This window comes from Amycolatopsis sp. CA-161197 (genome assembly GCF_050942255.1).
Taxonomy (GTDB): domain Bacteria; phylum Actinomycetota; class Actinomycetes; order Mycobacteriales; family Pseudonocardiaceae; genus Amycolatopsis.
The window spans coordinates 6,102,041-6,121,376 of sequence record NZ_CP192059.1 but is presented as its reverse complement, the minus strand read 5'-3'; the positions used below and the strand labels follow the sequence as shown (position 1 = coordinate 6,121,376).

Annotated in this window: 21 protein-coding genes; 14 read left to right on the top strand and 7 right to left on the bottom strand. The window is 70.3% G+C overall.

Translation table 11 applies throughout. From position 1 onward, the window contains the following. Positions 1-27: 27 nt before the first annotated feature. Positions 28-603 carry a hypothetical protein gene (locus ACQPXB_RS28615; RefSeq protein ID WP_432845092.1) on the bottom strand — a complete coding sequence of 192 codons (576 nt, stop codon included), beginning with the start codon at positions 601-603 and terminating at the stop codon, positions 28-30. Positions 604-716: 113 nt separating this feature from the next. Then, the gene (locus ACQPXB_RS28610; RefSeq protein ID WP_366583663.1) at positions 717-1,658 is read right to left on the bottom strand and encodes a glycoside hydrolase domain-containing protein; all 942 of its coding nucleotides are present in this window, start codon (positions 1,656-1,658) and stop codon (positions 717-719) included. A gap of 710 nt (positions 1,659-2,368) precedes the next feature. Between ACQPXB_RS28610 and ACQPXB_RS28605 the strand changes: the two genes are divergently transcribed. The 3 genes from ACQPXB_RS28605 to ACQPXB_RS28595 are packed head-to-tail and all read left to right on the top strand — an operon-like array spanning position 2,369 to position 3,874. Next, the gene (locus tag ACQPXB_RS28605; protein WP_255638156.1) at positions 2,369-2,755 is read left to right on the top strand and encodes a roadblock/LC7 domain-containing protein; all 387 of its coding nucleotides are present in this window, start codon (positions 2,369-2,371) and stop codon (positions 2,753-2,755) included. Positions 2,756-2,807: 52 nt separating this feature from the next. Further along, complete coding sequence (locus tag ACQPXB_RS28600) at positions 2,808-3,179, top strand: hypothetical protein (protein WP_360598572.1); 372 nt, start codon at positions 2,808-2,810, stop codon at positions 3,177-3,179. Positions 3,180-3,205: 26 nt separating this feature from the next. Beyond that, the gene (locus tag ACQPXB_RS28595) at positions 3,206-3,874 is read left to right on the top strand and encodes a hypothetical protein (RefSeq protein ID WP_432845091.1); all 669 of its coding nucleotides are present in this window, start codon (positions 3,206-3,208) and stop codon (positions 3,872-3,874) included. A 25-nt stretch (positions 3,875-3,899) separates the two neighbouring features. Here the strand turns inward: ACQPXB_RS28595 and ACQPXB_RS28590 are convergent, their stop codons facing one another. Further along, positions 3,900-4,688 (bottom strand): zinc-binding dehydrogenase, encoded by a 789-nt coding sequence (locus ACQPXB_RS28590; RefSeq protein WP_432845090.1) that lies wholly within the window; start codon positions 4,686-4,688, stop codon positions 3,900-3,902. Between the two features lie 241 nt (positions 4,689-4,929). On the opposite strand from ACQPXB_RS28590, the gene ACQPXB_RS28585 reads away from it, so the two are divergent. Then, positions 4,930-5,709, top strand: a complete 780-nt coding sequence (locus ACQPXB_RS28585) for an AraC family transcriptional regulator (protein WP_432845089.1) — start codon at positions 4,930-4,932, stop codon at positions 5,707-5,709. 95 nt (positions 5,710-5,804) lie between these two features. Here ACQPXB_RS28585 and ACQPXB_RS28580 read toward each other — a convergent pair whose 3' ends face one another. Next, complete coding sequence (locus tag ACQPXB_RS28580; RefSeq protein ID WP_432845088.1) at positions 5,805-6,107, bottom strand: hypothetical protein; 303 nt, start codon at positions 6,105-6,107, stop codon at positions 5,805-5,807. Between the two features lie 115 nt (positions 6,108-6,222). Between ACQPXB_RS28580 and ACQPXB_RS28575 the strand changes: the two genes are divergently transcribed. Beyond that, positions 6,223-6,498 (top strand): hypothetical protein, encoded by a 276-nt coding sequence (locus ACQPXB_RS28575; RefSeq protein ID WP_432845087.1) that lies wholly within the window; start codon positions 6,223-6,225, stop codon positions 6,496-6,498. Between the two features lie 83 nt (positions 6,499-6,581). On the opposite strand, the gene ACQPXB_RS28570 is transcribed toward ACQPXB_RS28575, so the two are convergent. The 3 genes from ACQPXB_RS28570 to ACQPXB_RS28560 form a co-directional block, all read right to left on the bottom strand. Further along, positions 6,582-7,955, bottom strand: a complete 1,374-nt coding sequence (locus ACQPXB_RS28570; protein WP_432845086.1) for an amidase — start codon at positions 7,953-7,955, stop codon at positions 6,582-6,584. A gap of 190 nt (positions 7,956-8,145) precedes the next feature. Continuing rightward, positions 8,146-8,481 carry a muconolactone Delta-isomerase gene (locus ACQPXB_RS28565; RefSeq protein WP_366583670.1) on the bottom strand — a complete coding sequence of 112 codons (336 nt, stop codon included), beginning with the start codon at positions 8,479-8,481 and terminating at the stop codon, positions 8,146-8,148. 41 nt (positions 8,482-8,522) lie between these two features. Continuing rightward, entirely contained in the window at positions 8,523-9,224 is a 702-nt protein-coding gene (locus tag ACQPXB_RS28560; RefSeq protein WP_432845085.1) for an alpha/beta fold hydrolase, read from the bottom strand. A 102-nt stretch (positions 9,225-9,326) separates the two neighbouring features. Here ACQPXB_RS28560 and ACQPXB_RS28555 point away from each other — a divergent pair, with 102 nt between their 5' ends. The 9 genes from ACQPXB_RS28555 (at position 9,327) to ACQPXB_RS28515 (ending at position 19,234) form a co-directional block, all read left to right on the top strand. Further along, complete coding sequence (locus tag ACQPXB_RS28555) at positions 9,327-10,439, top strand: zinc-dependent alcohol dehydrogenase (RefSeq protein ID WP_432845083.1); 1,113 nt, start codon at positions 9,327-9,329, stop codon at positions 10,437-10,439. A 52-nt stretch (positions 10,440-10,491) separates the two neighbouring features. Beyond that, positions 10,492-11,772, top strand: coding sequence for a Rieske 2Fe-2S domain-containing protein (locus tag ACQPXB_RS28550; RefSeq protein WP_432845082.1), 1,281 nt, complete (start codon positions 10,492-10,494; stop codon positions 11,770-11,772). Positions 11,773-11,801: 29 nt separating this feature from the next. Continuing rightward, positions 11,802-11,993, top strand: coding sequence for a hypothetical protein (locus ACQPXB_RS28545; protein ID WP_366583674.1), 192 nt, complete (start codon positions 11,802-11,804; stop codon positions 11,991-11,993). Next, positions 11,990-12,982 (top strand): ABC transporter substrate-binding protein, encoded by a 993-nt coding sequence (locus ACQPXB_RS28540; protein WP_432845081.1) that lies wholly within the window; start codon positions 11,990-11,992, stop codon positions 12,980-12,982. The genes ACQPXB_RS28545 and ACQPXB_RS28540 overlap by 4 nt, the downstream gene beginning before the upstream one ends. A gap of 36 nt (positions 12,983-13,018) precedes the next feature. Further along, positions 13,019-14,158 (top strand): hypothetical protein, encoded by a 1,140-nt coding sequence (locus tag ACQPXB_RS28535; RefSeq protein WP_432845080.1) that lies wholly within the window; start codon positions 13,019-13,021, stop codon positions 14,156-14,158. After that, positions 14,155-15,114, top strand: a complete 960-nt coding sequence (locus tag ACQPXB_RS28530; RefSeq protein WP_432845079.1) for a PDR/VanB family oxidoreductase — start codon at positions 14,155-14,157, stop codon at positions 15,112-15,114. Before ACQPXB_RS28535 ends, ACQPXB_RS28530 begins: the two co-directional genes overlap by 4 nt. 95 nt (positions 15,115-15,209) lie before the next feature. Further along, entirely contained in the window at positions 15,210-16,313 is a 1,104-nt protein-coding gene (locus tag ACQPXB_RS28525) for an extracellular solute-binding protein (protein WP_432845078.1), read from the top strand. Further along, on the top strand, positions 16,310-18,061 hold the full coding sequence (locus ACQPXB_RS28520) for an ABC transporter permease (protein WP_432845077.1): 1,752 nt from the start codon (positions 16,310-16,312) through the stop codon (positions 18,059-18,061). The genes ACQPXB_RS28525 and ACQPXB_RS28520 overlap by 4 nt, the downstream gene beginning before the upstream one ends. 24 nt (positions 18,062-18,085) lie before the next feature. Continuing rightward, entirely contained in the window at positions 18,086-19,234 is a 1,149-nt protein-coding gene (locus tag ACQPXB_RS28515; protein WP_432845076.1) for an ABC transporter ATP-binding protein, read from the top strand. Positions 19,235-19,336: the final 102 nt, after the last annotated feature.

The window sequence follows — 19,336 nt, the reverse complement described above, 5'->3', positions numbered from 1 at the left end:
GGTGAACTTCCCGGTCGTACCCGACACCTAGGTCGTTGCCGCGGTGCTCGGGGTACTCGGCGCGCTCGGGGCGCTCGGGGCGCTCGGGGCGCCCGGGGTGCTCGAGGTGCTCGATGTGCCGCCGCACACGGAGAGGGCGGCGCCGACCGACGTGGCGACCTGCGTCGCGGCGGTGCGCAGCGCGGTGACGTCGAGCGGCTGGGTCGTCAGCACGTCCTGCAGTTGCTGGACCGCGCTGCCGGCGGCGTCGAGGTCGGACCGCGCTTCCGGCCCGACGACGGCCCGGGCGGCGTCGAGGGACGACCGCAGGTCACGCGCCGCGGTGGCCACCTCGTCGCGGCTGGCCTGGCCGGTGACGAGCGAGGCCGTCTTGGTCGCGAGGTTCTGGGCCGCCGTGGCGACGGCGGCGCACTCGACGCGCGAGTCACCCGAGGTCGGCGCGGGAGAGGCCGGTGCGGACACCGCGCTGGACGGCGCCGGCGTCGGTCCGCTTTGGCCGCCCGAGCACGCGGCGGTGACCGCGAGCGCGCCGAGCAGCGCCGCGGCGGCCGCGACGGCCCGCCGCGCCGTGGGACGGCGTCCGGCGCCGGTTTCCTCGGCCACGTCCGCCTCCTCGTGTGCGCGCCGACGGTGGTCTGCTCGCCATCGTCGCGACCCGGGCGACTTGCCCGCCTCGCCCGGTCCGGGTGAGGCGGTGCCCGCCGGCGGCCGGGAGGTCAGCGGAAGGACAGCGACGCGATCCGCTCGGGGTGGCCGGGGGAGTACGAGTAGATGATCGACCCCTGCGTCGCGCCCGCGACCACGCGGATCTTCCACGGGCGGAGGCGGTCCACCCGGAAATCCTCCTCGTAGCTCCACTTGTAGTCGAAGTTGGTCCCGGTGGGAAGGGACTCCCCGGCCTGCCAGATCCCGTGCACGACGAGGAAGTCGATCGGGCAGTTGACGCGGAGCTGGGTGGCCCCGGTGGGGATGTCGAAGGAGAGGCTGCGGTTGTCTCCGGACGCCAGCTGCATGTTCCACTCCTCGTCGTTCTGGACACCGGGCGCGCCCGGCCGGGTGGGGGTGAACGGGATCGGGTGCCGGATCAGGACCCGGTCGGTCTGGATGCCGCCGACCTGCGGCTGGACGTTGTTGTCCTGCCAGCCGTGCACGAAGTCGCGGACCTCGGACTGGCGGCCGCACTGGACGAAGTAGTCGACGTGGCCGACCGCGGCGTCCATGGCGTCGGCGAACCCGTATGCGCCGGTGCGGCCGCGGCCGAGGATGCTGACCGCGCCGTCGAGGTAGCCGCGCCACAGGGCGGGGGTGATGGTCGGGAACCCGGCTGAGGTGAACCACCGGTCCGCGCAGAAGAACACGACGCCGGGGAATCCGAGGAGGTTCGCCCCGGCGAGAGCGCGCCTGCCGTATTCCTGCCCCTGTGCGAACCCGCCCATCGGATCGTTCTTGCCCACCTCGAAGTACAGGGCGATCCCGAGCCCGGCCGCGCGGTGGTCGTTGTACTCGGTGGTGTTCGTGTGCTTGGTGCTCAGCAGGTTCGGCGCGTCGATGTACCGGATCACCCCGGTCGGATGCTCGCCGTCCGGCCCGACCGGTGTGGCCAGGATTTCGGCGGCGGACAATTTCTTGCTGCTGTAGTCGATCCACCAGGTGGCCATGACACCGTCCCCTCGAGTGGCTCCGGCCGGCTCCCATAATGCAGGCATTGTCCGGTTTTGGTAAGGCTTTCTGTTGCGGCCATTCGGGCTAATCCGGGCCCTCCTGGTCCGGCACTGTCCACATCGGAGTGCCGCGCACCACACTCGAACCGCGAAGATGAATAGGCCGAATTGCGGTATTAGTGGCGGCCGAATGGGTGCATTCGGCGAGTGAAGTGGTGTGTTTCACAGTTGTACCAGTCCTGCGTTATCGGCCGACCGGAGCAGGCGCGACCAGGTGAGTGGACGGTAAATCCAGCGCCGGCGGCCGCGATTCCCCGGTCGCGTCGTAGCAGTTCGCGCGGGTGATCGAAGACGGCAAACGCCCCCGGCCGTGATGCGGTGATCTTTTGACGTCGACCAGACCATTTCCTCGGTTCTGGTGCGCGGTGACGGGATGTGGTTGGGCTGATCGTGTGGCGCCGCAAGTGATCTTGTGTCGCTGGTTGGCCGAGAGTGGTGGTTTGGGTAGTGTCTGCGCTCGCAAGAGTGACCCCGATGGGCGATGATCGAGTCGGCCGGCCGGGTTTCGCACCACGAATTGACTCGGAGTCATTGCTGGAACGTGATCATCGGACTGATTCCGAATGTGCTGTGCGCGGATCTTGCCCACCCGGTCACCGGGGTACACCGGGTCTTCGGAATTCCATCCGATCCGTTCGTCCTTTTCGATGCAGGAAGAAAGAATAGTGGATTTCGACGCGCTGGCCGCCGAGCTGAGAAAACTCCGGGAAAACGTCGCCGGCGTCACCGACACGGTGCTCGCGGCGGTCGACGGGATACCGATCATGGCCGACGCGGCCGACCACCTGGATCCCGCCAAGCTGTCCGCGCTGGCGGCCGCCGACCTCGGGATCGCGCGCCAGGCGTCGGAGGTGTGCGGGCAAGGCACGTTGAAGCAGACCGTGGTTTTCAGCAGTGACGGCTACATGGCCGTCTACGCGATCGGCCGCGTGGCGGTGCTGGTCGTCATGGGGGACAAGGGACTCAATGTCGGCCGCCTGCTGTTCGAGTCCCGCCCCGTGATCGAGCGGCTCGGCGCGATCCTGGCCGCCTAGCCGAATCCGGCACCCCGTCCACCACCAGTTCACAGGAGGAGTTCGAGTGATGATGAACATCGACACCGCGTTGAAGGAAGCCATGTCGATCGCCGGCGCCATCGGCGTCGCGCTGGTCGACTACGACAGCGGGATGTCGCTCGGCACGAGCGGCGGCGGCGACTGGCTGGACCTCGAGGTCGCCGCGGCCGGCAACACCGAGGTGGTGCGGTCCAAGCTGCGGGTGATGGCGTCGCTCGCGCTCAACGACAGCATCGAGGACATCCTGATCACGCTGCACCGCCAGTACCACCTGATCCGCCTGCTGAACTCGGTCGGTTCCCGGAACTCGCTGTTCCTCTACCTGGTGCTGGACCGCGAACGCGCGAACCTGGCGCTGGCGCGGCACTACCTCAAGCGCATCGAAACGGACCTGCAGGTGTAGCCGGGACCCCACACGAGGAGGCGGTGATGACCGGAGGCGGGTCCAGCGTCGCTCTCACCATCGGCTCGGCGTTCATGACCGACCTCGGGTCCCCGTTCCCGGCGAAGATGAACCTCGCGGGTGACGAGCTGGAGTTCACGTTCGTGCTGTCGGGCCACCCGCCCGGCGACGTCTCGGAGTGGGTGCGTCTGCGGTCCGGTGTCGGACTGGCCGGCCGGGTGCCCCGCTTCAGCACCGACGCGGGCGGGCGCCGGCTCCGCGTCGAGCTCACCGGGACCGCGATCGGCGCCCTGATCGTGCCGTTGGCGGATCTGGCGCCGGCCGGGGTCGACTCCTTGCACCCCGGCCCGTGGCAGAACCGGATGACCACCACGGTGCAGCTCGCCGTGGACGAGATCGCGCGGATGCTGTCGAGGTGCCGGCACCGGGCCGGGGGCGCCGAGCCGCTGATCGACCTGGAACTGTCCTACGAGCCGGACCGGGAGTACCGCACCCGCGTCGCGGAGGTCCACGAGCGGGTGCGCGCCTTCGTGTCCCCGGTCCGGCCCGTGCTGGAACTGCGCTGGCGCGCGGTGACCCCGGCGCAGCGCAAGGCCCTGCTCGACGAGCTGCCCGACATCGCCCCGGCCCGCAGGTGGTTCCGCCGCAGCCGCACCACGACGATCATGGGACTCGACGTGGAGTTTCCGTCCTGAGTGGACGGTCCCCGGCGGTGCGCGGTCAGGGCAGCACGACGAGTTTCCCGGTGGCACGGTCGTTTTCCCGGTGGCGGTGGGTCTCGGCGATGTCCGCGAGGCCGAAGACCCGGTCGACGTTGGGCCGGTACCCGCCGGCTTCGACCTCGCGGACGACCCGCTGCAATGCGGCCGTGCTGCCCTGGACGGTGTCGCTGTGGAACGGCGTGAGCTTCGTCCCGGACGGGATCATAGCGATCGGTTCGAGGTCGGGGATCACCCACCCGCTCAGCGAACCCGCCACGCACACCGTCCCGCCGCGCCGGACCAGGCCCAGCGAGTCGACCACCGTGCTCGCCCCGACGAGGTCCAGCACGTGGTCGGGTCCGCCGGGCCAGAGCGCGTGGACGCTCGCGGCGAGCGAGCCGCCGGGGTCGAGGAGCACGTGGTCGACACCGGCGGCGCGCAGGGCGTCGGCCTTGGCCGGCTGCCGGGTCGTCGCCGCGATCTCGACCCCGTGGGCGGCCGCGATCGACGCGGCGGCCGGCCCCACCGACGACGTCCCGCGGCGGATGAGCAGCCGCCCGTGCGTGGCCGCCAGGGTGTCCAGCGCGCCCTGGGCGGTCAGGTAGGTCTCCGGCAGGGGGGCCAGGACTTCCGACGGCAAGGTCGTCGTAATCGGCATCAGCAGCGGGTTCGGCACCAGGGCGTACTCCGCGTAGCCGCCGTCGAACTCCCGCCCCAGTTCACCCATCACGGCCGCGACGGTGGTGCCCTCCGGCAGCAGAGGATCGGTGGAGGCGGCGACGGTTCCCACGCACTCGATGCCCAGCACCCGCGGGAACCTCACGTCGGGGAATGCCCCTGGCGCGTCCTCAGTTCCGACCGGTTCAGGCCCGCGCCGCGCACCCGCACCAGGCTCCAGCCCTCCCGCACGGCCGGCACCGGCACCTCACTGACCTTCCAGCACCTCCGGCCCGCCCGCTCGGACGCACACCGCCGCTCGCATCGTCGTCGTCATGCCGTGCACTCTCACCCGGCTGCAGCGTGTCCGGCCACCGGTAAAATGCCAACCCATGCCCGACGGCCGCCAACCTGCCCACTCGCACGTCTGGCCGTCCGGCGGCGCGCACCGGTGGCCGTCGGGCGGAACCAGCGCCGTGTCGTCCCACTCACGCGGCCACCTGGTCTACGCGGCCCGCGGCGTCCTGTCCGTCCACACCGGACAGGGCACCTCCATCGTCCCGGCCAACCGCGTCGCCTGGACCCCCGCCGGCGCCGGCCACCAGCACCGCGCCCACGGCGACACGGACATGCGGATCGTCTTCCTGCCCCCGTCGCTGGCCCGGCTCGTGCCGGGCCACCCCGCCGTGTTCACCGCGTCCGACCTCGCCCGCAGCGTGCTGCTGACCCTCACCGGCCCCCGCAACTACGACCCCGCGGCGCGCCCCCTCGCGCCCGCCGCGCGCGCCCGCCTCCGCCGCGTCCTCGTCGACGAGCTCCACGCGGCCCCCGAACAGCCCCTGCACCTGCCGGACCCCTACGACGACCGCCTGCGCGCCGTCGCCCGTGTGCTCTCCGAAAACCCCGCGGACAACACCCCTCTCGCCGACCTGGGACGGACGACCGGCGCCAGCGCCCGCACCCTCAGCCGCCTGCTCCACCACGAACTCGGCATGACCTTCCACGAGTGGCGCACCCAGCTGCGCATCCACCACGCCCTCGTCCTCTTGTCCGAGGGCCACGACACCACCCACGTCGCGCACGCCTGCGGCTGGGCCAACCCGAGCCACTTCATCGCCGCGTTCGGCAACCTCGTGGGCACGACACCGGGGCGGTACCGGGCTGGTCAGTAAAGCTGCGCCTTCGGTCGGGGTTGAGTGGGTGTGCTCGCGATTTCCTGCGGATTCGGCCATGAGGTCAAAGATCGTTTTACGTTGCTCGATACGCTTCACCGATGACGGTCAAGCGACGCGGGCTTCTGGACCAGCAGCAGGCCCTCGGCCGGCACCGGCGGCAACTCGGCCGGGTTCATGTCACCATCGACGACCTTGAAGCTCTCCGAGAGCTTCTCCGCGAGGGTCTCGCCGACGGGGCGACTCGCACCGAGTTCGAATTCGACGGCGGCTCGTTCGAGGAGCCGTCGGACCTTCCGAAGCTGTCTGATGCAGAGCTTCGTCGCATCGTCGTGAAGTCGGGAAAGGTCGAGGTGATCCTCGCCAGTACCCAGGCGGTCGCGATCGGCGAACGGCATGTGAGCGAAGCCGTTTACACGCGGTGGGCACGGGCACGGCAGACGAAGGACCGACCTGGCCCCCCGACCGTCCGCCCGCTACCGGGCGGCGGCATGGCCTTATCTTTTCGCGGCGGTGCTGGCTGTGATCACGCCCTTGAGAATTGTTCCCGATATGGGTGCCGCCGGCTGGTTTCTGGGCGGCGGGTTGACGTTCCTGGCCGTTGTGTCGGGCACGTGGTCGCTCCAGCGGCTCCCCAAGTCTTATGCCGCGGTGCACGCAGTGAGCAACGACGACTACCGAAAACACCGCACCGAGGCAAGCCACGCCTGGCGCTCGGCGATGATCGGTTTGACCGGCGTCTTCGTCACGCTGGTCATCGGGGTTCTGACTTTCGTCCTGAAGAAGTAGATCGCGGTCGACGAGCCGTGCGAGGTGGCCGGGGGTGTTGCCCGGCCCGTCGACCGCGTAGTGCGGCCAGGGCAGGGCGCGGACTACCGGGAGACGCTGCCCACCAGGTCCGGGCGGCCCAGTCCCTCGTCGGCGATCCAGTTCGCCACCTCGAACAGCTCCGCGTCGCGGTTGGTGCGGCCCAGGATCTGCAGGCCGAGGGGCAAACCGTCGTCCGCCAGGACCGGGAGGGTCAAGGCGGGGCAGCCGAGCAGGGACGCCGTCACGTTCATGGCGACGTTGCCGGTCGAGTCGAGGCCCGTCGGGGCGGCGCCGCAGGCGGCGAGGGTGATCGTGGCGTCGAAGTGGGCCGCGGTGGTCTCGTAGGTGGCGCGGGCGGCGGCGCGCTGGGCGAGGAGCTCGCGGTATTCCTGCTGGGTCATCGCTTCGGCGATCTTCAGGCGTTCACGCGCGTCGAGGCTGAGCTTGGTGGCGTCCAGGTCGGCGTAGGTGTTGAGCGGCCAGCGGCCCTCCCAGGCGACGATGGCCTGCGTGAGCCGCAGTGCGTCGGCGACGGCGGTTTCGGCCGTTTCGATCCGCTCGTCCTGCGTGCGGTCCAGGACCTCGATGCCGTGCTCCTGCAGGCGTTGCCTCGCCGCGGCGAACGCCTGGCGCGCGCCTTCGGTGGTCGCGCTCCAGCCGCCGGTTTCGAGGACGGCAAGCTTCATCGGCTTGGTACGCCGGGTGAAGTCCACGTCGCCGGCGAGGCCGCCGTAGCCGGGGTCGCCGCCGGCGCGGTCGGCGATGGCGCGCAGGACCGCCCAGGTGTCGGCGAGCGTCGCGCCGATCGAGCCCTGGCAGCTCTGGCTGAAGTGGTCGTGCGAACCACTCCGGTTGACAGCGCCGACGCTCGGCTTGAAACCCACCGCGCCGCAGAAGCTCGACGGGCGCAGGATCGAGCCGAGCAGCTGCGTGCCCAGGCCCACCGGGACCATGCCGGCCCCGACGGCCGCCGCCGTGCCGCTGGACGAGCCGCCCGGCGTGCGGCTCGGGTCGTGCGGGTTCGTGGTCTCGTGCCACGGGTGCTTCGAGGCCAGCTCGGTCGTGGTGGTCTTGCCCACGATGACCGCGCCCGCCTCGCGCAACGCGTGCACGCTCGCCGAGTCGCGGTTGCCTTCGGTGCCTTCCCACAGCGGCGAGCCCTGGCCGGTCGGCATGTCGGCGGTCTCGATGATGTCCTTGATCGCCACGGGCATGCCGTCGATCGGCGACAGCGGTTGCCCGGCGGCCCACCGCCGCGCCGACTCGTCCGCCGCCTGCCGCGCCCCTTCGCGGTTGAGGACGACGAACGCGGCCACCGTGGGGTCGAGCTCGTCGATGCGGGTCAGCGTTTCTTCGAGGTAGGCACGGGGACTGAGCCGCCCGGATCGCAAGTCTTCGCTGTGCGAAACGTAGCCCCGCAGGCGATTTCCGGTCACGCGGTCACCCCCGGGATCTCGACGTTTTCCCCGCACCGGCGCCACATCGGATTCGAAAGCATGCCCCCATCCTGCGTCACGGAACGAGAAGACGCTACGGCCGCGGCGGATCCGCCGAAGTGATGTTCGCGCCGCCCGGCGGATGGGCACGATGCGCTCGCGGCCGTTCGGCACCATCCGCCGGCGGTGGTCACGCCCGGGTTGCACCGTTCGTCCCGGCCGCCGCGGCGGCGAGGTTCACGACCTCGGGCAGCAGCTCCTGCGGATGGGTTGCGAGGGCTTCGACTTCGACGTCGAGGTAGGGGAACAGCGGCAGCGAGGTGAGGATCTCGTGCAGGTGCGTGGCGTCCCGGGCCTCGTACAGGGCGAGCGTGCCGCGTTTGCCGGGCAGCCGCCAGAGTTTCGTCAGGACGCCCTCGGCGCGCAGCCGCATCGCGAGGGCGCGCTCCTGTGCTCGCAGCTCACCGATGTGGTCCGCGGTCAGGTGCGGGGGGAAACTGGTGGTCGATCGGACCAGGAACTCCATGGAGGCTCTCTCTGTTCGGAGTGGACTCGGCGTGAGCCGGTTCAGACGGTGACGCGCTGCAAGGCGCCGGCGAGCTCGGCCGGAGCCGTGACCATGGCCTCGTGCCCGGTGCGCAGCTCCTGGACGTCGTCCCCGCGCTCGGCGGCTCGCTTGGCGTAGGGCGCGAACACGGCCATCCAGTCGGTGCAGTCAAGGTAGGTCGCCGGCAGGTCACGCGGCAGCGCGGCGCTCACGGGGTCCAGGTAGGTCTTCCAGGGATGGGGTGACAGCCGCGGGGTCAGCCAGTCCAGATCGTCCTGTTCGGTCACTCCGAGGACTTCCAGCGAGCGCGGCGGGATCAGCCACCCGAAACCGGGTCCGGCCACGGATTCCCGGTAGTGCCCGGCCACGTGGTCGGGCAGCAGGTCGATCGCGCGCTCGCCGGCGTCGGCCACGAACGCGTCCAGGTACACCGCATGCCCGATCCGGGCGCGGCTCCTCGCCGCCACCTCGGTGACGACCTGCCCGGCGTAGCTGTGTCCCACCAGGACCACGTCCGTCAGGTCCCACGCCTCAAGCAGGGCGAGTACGTCCTCGGTGTGCGTTTCGAGCGCCACGTCCGGGGAGATCAGGTGGCGCCGGTCGCTGATCCCCGTCAGCGTCGGCGCGAAGACCCGGTGCCCGAGCCGCTGGAGTTCGGCTGTCACCCGCTGCCAGCACCAGCCGCCGTGCCAGGCCCCGTGAACCAGTACGTAGGTGCTCATCCCGCCCCTTCGTTATGCGAACTACATCCTCACGCAGATTGCGCGACAGGATTGTTAACAATAAAGTACAACCAGATCAGCGACGAGGGAAGGACACCTTCAGTGCCGAACGAGCGTCTGGCCCGGGCCGCGGTCACGACCGGCCGCCGGACCGTCGAGTTCCGCGAGCTCCCCGTCCCGGACCTGACCGGCGGCGACGGCCTGCTCGCCGTCGAGGCGGTGGGGATCTGCGGTTCCGACGTGGTTTCCTTCGACCGGGCCGACGAGCCCGCCCGGGTCATGGGCCACGAGACCGTGGGGGTCATCGCGGACGCGACGGCGTCCGCGGTCGCGAGGTGGGGTGCGGCGCCGGGGGACCGCGTGCTGCTGGAGGAGTACCTCCCTTGTGGACACTGCCGCTTCTGCCGGTCGTCGGAGTTCCGGTGGTGCCTCGAATCCGACCCGTCGGCGCGCCCCGACGCGCTGCGGTACGGCACCACCGCGCTCACCGTGGCACCGGGACTGTGGGGCGGGTTCAGCGAACTGCAGTACCTGCACCCGCGCACGGTGCTGCACCACGTGCCGGACTCGCTGCCGTCCGACATCGCGACCCTCGCGCTGCCGGTGGCCAACGGGTACGAGTGGGCCTACCGCAACGGCGGCGCCGGCCCCGGCTCCGCGGTCGTCGTGATCGGACCGGGACAGCAGGGCCTCGGGTGCGTCCTGGCTTCGCGGATCGCCGGCGCGTCGGTGATCGTCGCGGTCGGTCTCGAACGCGACGGCGTGCGGCTCGCCGCGGCCCGGTCCCTGGGCGCCACCCACACGTTCACCAGCGGCCCCGACCTGGTGGAGCGGATCCGGGAAGCCACCGGCGGCGAGGGCGTGGACCTGGTCGTCAACACCGCGTCCGGTACGGCCGCGGTGTTCAACGACGCGATCGCGGTGCTGCGCAAGTCGGGCCGGCTGGTGCTGCCCGTGCGCGAGCGCAAGCCGCAGGACGGGATCGATCTCGGGGCCCTGTCCCGGAAGTGCCTCACCGTGGTCGGCATGCGCGGGCACAGTTTCGACGCGGTGGAGTCGGCCATCGGGATCCTGCAGGACAACCTCGACCTCGTCCGTCCACTCGCGACGATGACGGTGCCGTACGACCGGGTGGCCGACGCCATCCTCTCCACCGGTGGCGACGGGCCCGTCGCCGACGTCATCCACGCGACCGTCACCGTCGCGCAGCCGTGACACCCCGCGCTGCCGTGCACACCGCAGCCTGACAGTTCCCCTCGGAGGCAAGATGCGCATCACACGAGAACAGAACGAACGGCTCACCCGGGTCGAGGGCGAGGCCCCCATGGGACAGGTCTTCCGCCGGTACTGGATCCCGGCCGTCCTGTCGGAGGAGGTCCCCGAGCCCGACAGCCCGCCCGTGCGGGTGCGGTTGCTCGGTGAGGACCTGGTGGCGTTCCGGGACTCCAACGGCGAGGTCGGCCTGCTCGACGCCTACTGCTCGCACCGGCGGGCGCCGTTGTTCTTCGGCCGCAACGAGGAATGCGGTCTGCGCTGCGTGTACCACGGCTGGAAGTTCGACGTGAACGGCAACTGCCTCGACACGCCCTCGGAGGAACCCGGTGCACGGCTGCGGTTCCGCGCCGGGATCAAGGCCTACCCGGTGTACGAGGCCGGCGGGATCGTCTGGACCTACATGGGGCCGGTCGACACGATGCCCGAACCTCCCGACTACGAATGGCTGCGCGCGCCCGAGACCCACCGCGGCGTCTCGAAGACCAACGAGCCGTGCAACTACCTGCAGGCGATCGAGGGCGGGATCGACACCGCCCACTCGTCGTTCGCACACAACAACGACCTGTCCAACACCAAGTCGTTGCGGGCGCTGGACCGGCACCCGAAGCTGGAGGTACAGCTGCAGCCGCACGGGTTCACCTACGCTAGCCTGCGCCGCGTCGGCGGCGGGCGCCGCTACCTGCGCGTGTACCAGTTCGCCATGCCGTTCATGCAGATCCGCAGTGTGCTGCTGAGCTGGCACGGCCAGGGCGAGGACGCCGAGTACCCCGCGCTGCGCGGCCACATCTGGGTGCCGATCGACGACCACAACACCGCCATCTACAACTTCGTCTACTCCGCCCGGCCCGAGCAGCCGATGCCGCAGGGGTGGTTCGCCGAGCACGAGGACGAGATGGGCCGCGGCCCGCAGGACTTCAAACCCGGGACGTACTGGCTGGTCCGGGAACCGGAGAACGACTTCATGATCGACCGCGAGGTGCAGCGCACGCGGACGTTCACCGGCATCGAGGGCGTCAACACCCAGGACTTCGCGATCCAGACCGGCATGGGCCGGATCGTGGACCGCAGCAAGGAAGCGCTCGGCAGCACCGACCTGGCGATCTCCACCGCCCGCAAGCTCCTGCTCGAAGCGACCGACCGCGCCGAGCGCGGGGAGCCGATGGTCGGGGCCTCTCCCGAAGACCACCGCGACACCCGCGCCGCCGACCTGCTCGTGGCCGAGGACGACGCCTGGCGCGAGGCGGCCAAGGACCTGCAGTCCGCCTGGTACTGAGCCCCACGCCGAACCGACGAAAGCGACCCATGACCTACAAGATCGTGACCATCCGCGCCACCGGCCTCACGCCCGAGGCCGTGTCCGAAGAGCTCGAACGCGAGCTCAACACCGCCGTCGCCGAGGGGTGGACCTTCGACCGGATCCAGCCGATCATCTACAACTCCTCGACCACGGGCTACCTGCTGCTCATCCTGAATCGCGCGGGGGAGAGCGCATGACGCGCCGGCTCACCGTCGCCCTCACCGACAGCACGTTCACCCGCCCGCTGCTCGACGGGCGCGCCCGGATCGCCGGCGTCGACCCGACGATGCTGGCCTACCACCCGTCGGAGCTGTTCTGGCGGCAGCTGCACTTCGCCGAGTTCGACGTCTTCGAGGCGTCGCTGTCGACCTGCTTCCGCCTGGCCTCGCTGGACGACCGGCGGTTCGTGGCCCTGCCCGTGTTCACCACCCGCACGCTGTGCCACCTCGGTATCGTCGTCGGCGAGCGCTCCGGCATCGAGAGCCCCGCGGACCTGCGCGGGCGGAAGATCGGCGTGCCGGAGTACCAGCAGACCTCCGCGGTGTGGAGCCGCGGCGTGCTGCAGCACGACTTCGGCGTCGATCCCGCCGACGTCCACTGGGTCATGGAACGCGGTGCCGCCCACAGCCACGGCGCGGCGACGGACTTCCGGCCGCCCGAGGGTGTGCGCGTCGACGTGATGTCGCCGGAGGAGAACATCGGCACCCTGCTCGCCGAGGACTACCTCGCCGGATCCCTGCTGTACCTGTCGGAGAAGAACCTCGTCGACCGCTCGCCCGAACGCAGCGAAGCCGACCTGAGGGTGCGCCGGCTGTTCGACCCCGAGACCGAACGGGCCCGCTACCTCGCCGGCGGCACCGGTCTGCACGCCACGCACTGCGTCGCCGTGCGGCGGGAGCTCGCCGAGGAGCTGCCGTGGCTGGTGCTGAACCTGTACTCGGCCTTCACCGAGGCCAAGGCCGCCGTGCTGGCCGAGGCCGCGAAGAGCTTCGAACCGTGGCGGCTGCTGGATCCCGCGACCGCGGACGCCACCCGCCGCCTCGCCGCGACCGACCCCGTGCCGTACGGAATGGCGGCCAACCGCACGATGCTCGACCGGCTCGGCCAGTACGTGGCCGAGCAGGGCATCGCCGTGCGCAAGGTGTCGCTCGACGAAGTCTTCGCCCCGCAGACCCTGGACCTCTAGGCCACCGAGCCCCGACATCCCCCGAAGGAGAAACGCATGGCTGAGATCGTCGCGGCGGCGGCCGCGGTCCACGCGCCGCAGCTGCTGAGCCGGCCCCAGCACGAGGAGCTCGACAAGCTCGACAAGAGCACGGACGCACTGGTGGCGTTCGGCGCGGCCATCGAGGAAGCCGCGCCCGACGCGGTGCTCGTCATCGGCCTCGACCACCTCGAGACCTTCTGGCTGGAGGCGGTGCCGACGTTCACGATGGTGGTCTCGCAGGAGTGCGAGGCGCACTACATGGAACAGCAGATGCACAAGAAGGTGCACACCGAGGTCGCCGTCGACCTGCTGAAGAAGGTGATCGCCGACGGCTTCGACGTCACCTACTCCCAGGAAGCCGTGCTGGGACACGCGTTCCTCACGCCGTTCAAGTACATCCTCGGCAAGACCGACGCCCCGGTGGTGCCGCTGCTGGTGAACACCTACCTGCCGCCGATCCCGAGCCCGCGCCGCTGCTACGAGCTGGGCCGGGCCATCGGCCGCGCGCTGGAGACCCGCGACGAGCGCATCGCGATCATCGCGAGCGGCGGCATGTCCCACTTCCCGGGCACCTCCCGGTACATGGCGCCGAACTACGAGTTCGACCGCTGGGTCGTCCAGGAGACCGCCGCCGGCCGGTACCAGGACCTGCTCGACCTCACCCCCGTCAACCTCGACGAGGTCGGCGAGAGCGAGCTTCTGACCTGGTTCGTGCTGCTCGGCATCATCGGCGAGCTGCCCGGGCACCTGCTTTCGTACCAGGAGCTGGCCCACCACGGCCAGGGCGTCGTGCAGTTCCTGCCCCAGGCCGCCGACGGCACCGTGCACGAGGCGAGCCGCGAGGTGTCGGTGCCGAAGTACGGCGGGTACGAGTTCACCAGCGAGGACTTCGTCTACTACAAGTTCCCCGAGCCGGAGTCGTTGCCGCTCAACCGGTTCCTCCACCGCCTGATCGTGGAGGAGCAGCTGCGCGACGACTACGCGCGCGACGCCGACGCGGTGATCGCCGCCAGTGGCCTCGACCCCCGCTTCCAGGACGCGTTGCGCCGCCCGGGCTTCGACGCGCTCGTCGAAGCCGGGGCGCACCCGCTGCTGGCCCTGTCGTCGCGCCAGGTCGTGCGGCTGGCCGCCGACCGCATGGGGACGGCTTCGTGACCGCGCCGGAGGGAACGATCGAGGTCGAGGTCAGCGGCCGACGGATCGTCGGCAGCGGTGTCCTCGAGGTCGAGCTGCGCCCGGTCGACGGCAGCCCGTGGCCCGGCCACGGGCCGGGCGCGCACGTCGACGTGCACCTGCCCAACGGCCTGATCCGGCAGTACTCGCTGCTTTCGGCGTCCGAAGAGGACGGAACCGCGAAGATCGCGGTGCTCAAGACCGCCGACTCCCGGGGCGGTTCGCGGTTCGTGCACGAGCGGCTGCGGCCCGGGCACCGGATCCTCGTGAGCGAGCCGAAGAACACGTTCGAGCTGGTGGAGGACGACGAGCACGCGGTGCTGATCGCCGGGGGCATCGGCGTGACCCCGCTGCTGGCGATGGCGCGCCGGCTCGCCGCGCGCAACGCCGGCTTCGAGTTCCACTACCGCGTGCGCGCGCCCGACCGGGCGGTCTACACCGCCGAACTCGAATCCCTCGTCCCGCCCGGTGCCCTGCACGTCGGAGCGGACTCCGACGGGAGCGCGTTCGCCCCGGAGGAGGTGCTGCGCGCGGCCGGTCCACAGTCGACGGTCTACGTGTGCGGGCCTGAGGCGTTCATGGACTTCGTGCGCAAGGGCGCCCTCGCCGCGGGGATCGGGGCCGGGGCGTTCCGGGTCGAGCACTTCAAGCACGAGGCCGACACCGAAGGACGTCCGTTCGTGCTGACCGCGGCCCGCAGCAAGGTGACCGTGGAGGTCGGCGCGACCGAGACCCCGGCCCAGGTCCTCGACCGGGCGGGCGTGTTCGTCCCGACGGCGTGCGAGCAGGGCGTGTGCGGAACCTGCGTGGTGGGGGTGCTTTCGGGGACGCCGGACCACCGCGACGTGGTGCTGACTCCGGGGGAGAAGGCGTCCGGCTCGGTCATCTCGTTGTGCTGCAGCAGGGCGGCCACTTCGGAGCTCGTCGTCGACCTCTGATTGTCCGACAATATTGCTAGTCATATTGTTCGACATCACGTAGTCTCTGTACGCGGGTGCGCGGAGCGCAGCCGTCACCGGAATGAGGAGCAACGATGCTCGAGAAGCCGCGGCAGCGCCTTGCCTGCCTGCTCGCTGTGGCCTGCCTGGGCGGCCTGACGGCGGCGTGCGGATTTCCCCCTGTGAACACCGAGGCGGTCGCGGTCTACGCGAAATTCGCCGCCCTGAAGGGGAAATCGCGCCACGACCAGCTCGTCGACGCAGCCAAGGCCGAGGGCCAGCTGGTCATCTACGTCACCAACACCGCGATCGAGAAGAAGATCGTCCCCGCTTTCGAGAAGGAATACGGGATCGACGTCGCGGTCTACCGCGCGACGACCGAACAGGTCCGCGGGCGCGTCCTGCAGGAAGCCGGCGCGCACCGGGTCCTGAACGACGTGGTCGAGACCAAGGACTCCGAGATGGCGATCCTCGGCGGGCAGGGCCTGATCGCCCCGTACCAGAGCGACATCACGTCGACGATCCCGGCCGAGGCGAAGACCGACGACATGGTCGGGGCCTACTACATCGCCACCCTGCCGATCCACAACGTGCGGCTGGTCCAGCCCGGCGGGCTCCCGCACGATCTCGCGGGTTACGCCGATCCGAAGTGGCAGGGCAAGGTCGCGGTCAACCAGGGCGACTTCAACTGGTACGAGGACGTGTACAACTACTACACGAAGCAGAAAGGCATGTCCGACAACGACTTCGCCGCCATGATGAAGGGCGTCGCGAAGAACTTCCGGGTCGTCGACGGCCACGTCTCCAACACCACGCTGCTGCAGGCGGGCGACTTCCCGGTCTTCCTGTCGGACTTCCTCCAGTACGTGCCCAGCCGCGCGAAGGACCTCTCGTTCTCCCCGCCCATGGACCCCGTGACGCTGCAGATCCTGGGGGCCGACCCGATGAAGGGCGCGGCCCACCCGGCGGCCGCGCTGCTGTTCTGCGACTTCTACCTCACCGAGGCGCAGAAGTACCTGCACGACGCCGGCTACATCCCCACCAACCCCGCGGCGATCCCGGGCTACCGGCCGCGCCTGCCGGAAGGAACCGATTTCGTGTACGACGACTGGCGGACCCTGGCCTCCGACCGGGGCAACGCGTGGCAAGAGGCGTGGAGCAACCTGCTCAAGGGCAAGGATCCGGTGCTTCCGCGATGACCCAGACCCTTCTCGACCGGCCGCCGGCCGGTCCCGGCCCCGGGCCGGGCCCCGGGGTACTGCGCCGGGTCCTCGCGCGCGTCCAGGCCAAGCACGTGGTCGTGGCGGTGGTCGTGCTGCTGCTCGGCTACCTCGTCCTGGTGCCGCTGGGTTTCCTGCTCTGGCGGACCTTCGTCGCCGACGACGGCTCGGCCGGCCTCGGGGGCTTCGCCCGGGCGTTCCCGAACGACTCCGACACCTGGGCGATGATCGGGAACACGCTGGCGTTCGCCTTCGGCTCGATGGTCGTGTCGATGGTGATCGGCGGCGGGTTCGCCTACCTGGCCGAGCGCACCGACGTCCCGTTCCGGCGGCTGCTGAGCCTCTCGGCCCTGATCCCGCTGATCATCCCGGCGATCCTGTACGCGCCGGCGTGGATCTTCCTGGGCAGCTCGAACATCGGTCTGCTCAACAACGTCACCGGGTTCCTGTTCGGCATCCGGCCGTTCGACGTCTACTCGGTGTGGGGCATGATCTGGGTGCAGAGCCTGCACTCCGCGCCGATCGTCTTCCTGTTGCTGTCGGCGGCTTTCCGCGCCGCGGACCCGTCGATGGAGGAGGCGGCCCGGGTCGCCGGGCTCGGCCGGTGGCGGGTGCTGACCCGGATCACCCTGCCGATGGTCAAGCCCGCGCTGGCGGGCGCCGCGCTCATCGTCTTCGTGCAGTCGCTGGAAGTCTTCGAGATCCCCACGTTCCTCGGGCTCTCGGGCGGGCACTACGTGCTCACCAGCAAGCTCTACTACCTGTACCAGGAATACCCCACCGACTACCAGGCGATCGGGGCGATCGGGATCGGCCTGCTGGTGATCGCGTGCGTCGGCGTCTGGCTGGCGGGGCGCGCGGGCGGGTCGCTGCGCGAGTCCGGGATGATCAGCGGCAAGGCGTTCCGGCCGCGGCGCGAGAAACTCGGCCGGGGGAGGTGGGTCGCGGCACTGCTGGTGCTGGGTTACTTCGTCCTCGCCGTGGTGCTGCCGCTGCTGATCCTGCTCTACTCGTCGCTGCTGAAGAACTACGAGCAACCCAGTCTCCAGGCCCTGGGCGACCTGAACCTGGACAACTACCGCACGCTGTTCGGCGACAGCGGGATCATCCACTCGTTCGAGCACACCGTGATCGTCGCCGTGTGCGCGGCCACCGCGGCGATGGTCCTGTCCGCGGTCGCGTCCTGGGTCGTGGTCCGCACGAGGTCGTCGGGCCGGCGGCTGCTCGACGCACTGGCGTTCTCGCCGCTGGTGATCCCCGGTCTCGTGTTCGGCGTCGCGCTGGCGGTGGTGTACCTCCGCACGTCGCTGCCGATCTACGGGACGCTGGTCATCCTCTTCATCGCTTACACGACCCGGTTCATCCCCTACGGCATGCGGTACGCGGGCGCCGCGCTTTCGACGGTGTCGGCCGAGCTCGAGGAGTCGGCCCACGTCTCCGGGGCCCGCTGGTTCGAGACGATGCGGCGCGTCCTGCTCCCGCTGGCCGCGCCGGGCCTGATCGGCGGATGGGTCTACCTCCTCATCGTCAGCTTCCGGGAGCTGCAGAGCAGCATCCTGCTCTACACCCCGGGCAAGGAAGTCCTCTCCGTGACGATCTTCCAGGAGTACCAGGACGGCAACACCACCCTGGTGTCGGCGATCGGCGTGGTCCTCGTCGTCGTGCTGACGGTCCTGGTCGTCATCTCGCAGCTCATCGCGTCGCGCCGTGGCGTGCGCAACCAGTAGCCCGAACCCAAGGCGGTCGAACCGATGCTCAAGATCAACGACGTGGTGAAGAAGTACGACCCCGCCTCATCCGCCCGGTTGCGGCGGCGAGGGGTCGATGCCGGCAAGCACCGTCCCGCGCTGGGCGGGGTGAGCCTGCGCGTGGAGGAGGGGCAGTTCCACACGCTGCTGGGGCCGTCGGGGTGTGGCAAGACCACGCTGCTGCGGTCGGTCGCGGGGCTCGAGCACCCGGACTCGGGCGAGATCGAGCTGGGCGGCGACACGCTCTTCTCCGCCGAGCGGTCCGTGGACCTCTCGCCGGACCGGCGCCGGCTCGGCATGGTGTTCCAGTCCTACGCGATCTGGCCGCACATGTCCGTGCGCCAGAACGTCGCGTTCCCGATGCGGGTGGGCCGGGCCAAGCGGCCCAAGGCCGAGGTCGACAAGCTGGTGGTGGCGGCACTGGAGTCGGTCGGGCTGAGCGAGGCCATCGACCGGTCGGCCACGAAGCTCTCCGGCGGCCAGCAGCAGCGGCTCGCGTTCGCCCGCGCCATGGTCGGCCGGCCGTGCCTGCTGCTGCTCGACGAGCCCCTGTCCAACCTCGACGCGCAGCTTCGCGCGTCGATGCGCCTGGAACTGAAGCGGCTGCAGAGCGAACTGGGGCTGACCACCCTCTACGTCACCCACGACCAGGCCGAGGCGCTGGCGATCTCCGACGTGATCACCATCATGAGCGGCGGGCGCATCATGCAGCAGGGCACCCCGCGCGAGATCTACGACCACCCGCAGAACCTGTTCGTGGCCCGGTTCATCGGGTCGCCGAACCTGCTCCCGGCGAAGATCGACGACGGCTCGGGCCGCCGGACGGTGCTCACGGACGTCGGCCAGCTCGTGCTCGACGAAGCGGTGCCGGCCGGGCTCACCGACGTCGTCCTGGTGCTACGCCCGGAAGACCTCGAACCGCGGCGTCGCGCCGACGGCGCCCCCGGGTCGGCGGGGGCGAACGAACTGTCCGGCACCGTGGTCGCCCAGTCGTTCGAGGGCGAGTGCATCCGGCACATCGTGGCGGTCGGCGACGAGCGCATCGAGTGCCGGTCGGCCCGGCACTCGGACGTGCGTCCCGGCGACGAGGTGTCGGTCCCGGTGCCCGGGCGGGCTTTGTCGGTGGTCGACGCGCAGGACGAACCGCACTGAGCGGCCGGTGAAACACCCGATCGTCCACTCAGATTGCCAACGATCCTGTTAGGGTAAAATGGCAACGATCCGGCTGGACGGCCGGCCTTGAAAGGAGGGCGG

Coding starts and splice junctions, on each gene's coding strand:
- ACQPXB_RS28610 (WP_366583663.1), bottom strand. CDS start 1,658: ATGGCCACCTGGTGGATCGACTACAGCAGCAAGAAATTGTCCGCCGCC.
- ACQPXB_RS28605 (WP_255638156.1), top strand. CDS start 2,369: ATGCAGGAAGAAAGAATAGTGGATTTCGACGCGCTGGCCGCCGAGCTG.
- ACQPXB_RS28600 (WP_360598572.1), top strand. CDS start 2,808: ATGAACATCGACACCGCGTTGAAGGAAGCCATGTCGATCGCCGGCGCC.
- ACQPXB_RS28595 (WP_432845091.1), top strand. CDS start 3,206: ATGACCGGAGGCGGGTCCAGCGTCGCTCTCACCATCGGCTCGGCGTTC.
- ACQPXB_RS28585 (WP_432845089.1), top strand. CDS start 4,930: ATGCCCGACGGCCGCCAACCTGCCCACTCGCACGTCTGGCCGTCCGGC.
- ACQPXB_RS28580 (WP_432845088.1), bottom strand. CDS start 6,107: ATGCCGTTCGCCGATCGCGACCGCCTGGGTACTGGCGAGGATCACCTC.
- ACQPXB_RS28565 (WP_366583670.1), bottom strand. CDS start 8,481: ATGGAGTTCCTGGTCCGATCGACCACCAGTTTCCCCCCGCACCTGACC.
- ACQPXB_RS28560 (WP_432845085.1), bottom strand. CDS start 9,224: ATGAGCACCTACGTACTGGTTCACGGGGCCTGGCACGGCGGCTGGTGC.
- ACQPXB_RS28550 (WP_432845082.1), top strand. CDS start 10,492: ATGCGCATCACACGAGAACAGAACGAACGGCTCACCCGGGTCGAGGGC.
- ACQPXB_RS28545 (WP_366583674.1), top strand. CDS start 11,802: ATGACCTACAAGATCGTGACCATCCGCGCCACCGGCCTCACGCCCGAG.
- ACQPXB_RS28540 (WP_432845081.1), top strand. CDS start 11,990: ATGACGCGCCGGCTCACCGTCGCCCTCACCGACAGCACGTTCACCCGC.
- ACQPXB_RS28535 (WP_432845080.1), top strand. CDS start 13,019: ATGGCTGAGATCGTCGCGGCGGCGGCCGCGGTCCACGCGCCGCAGCTG.
- ACQPXB_RS28525 (WP_432845078.1), top strand. CDS start 15,210: ATGCTCGAGAAGCCGCGGCAGCGCCTTGCCTGCCTGCTCGCTGTGGCC.
- ACQPXB_RS28520 (WP_432845077.1), top strand. CDS start 16,310: ATGACCCAGACCCTTCTCGACCGGCCGCCGGCCGGTCCCGGCCCCGGG.
- ACQPXB_RS28515 (WP_432845076.1), top strand. CDS start 18,086: ATGCTCAAGATCAACGACGTGGTGAAGAAGTACGACCCCGCCTCATCC.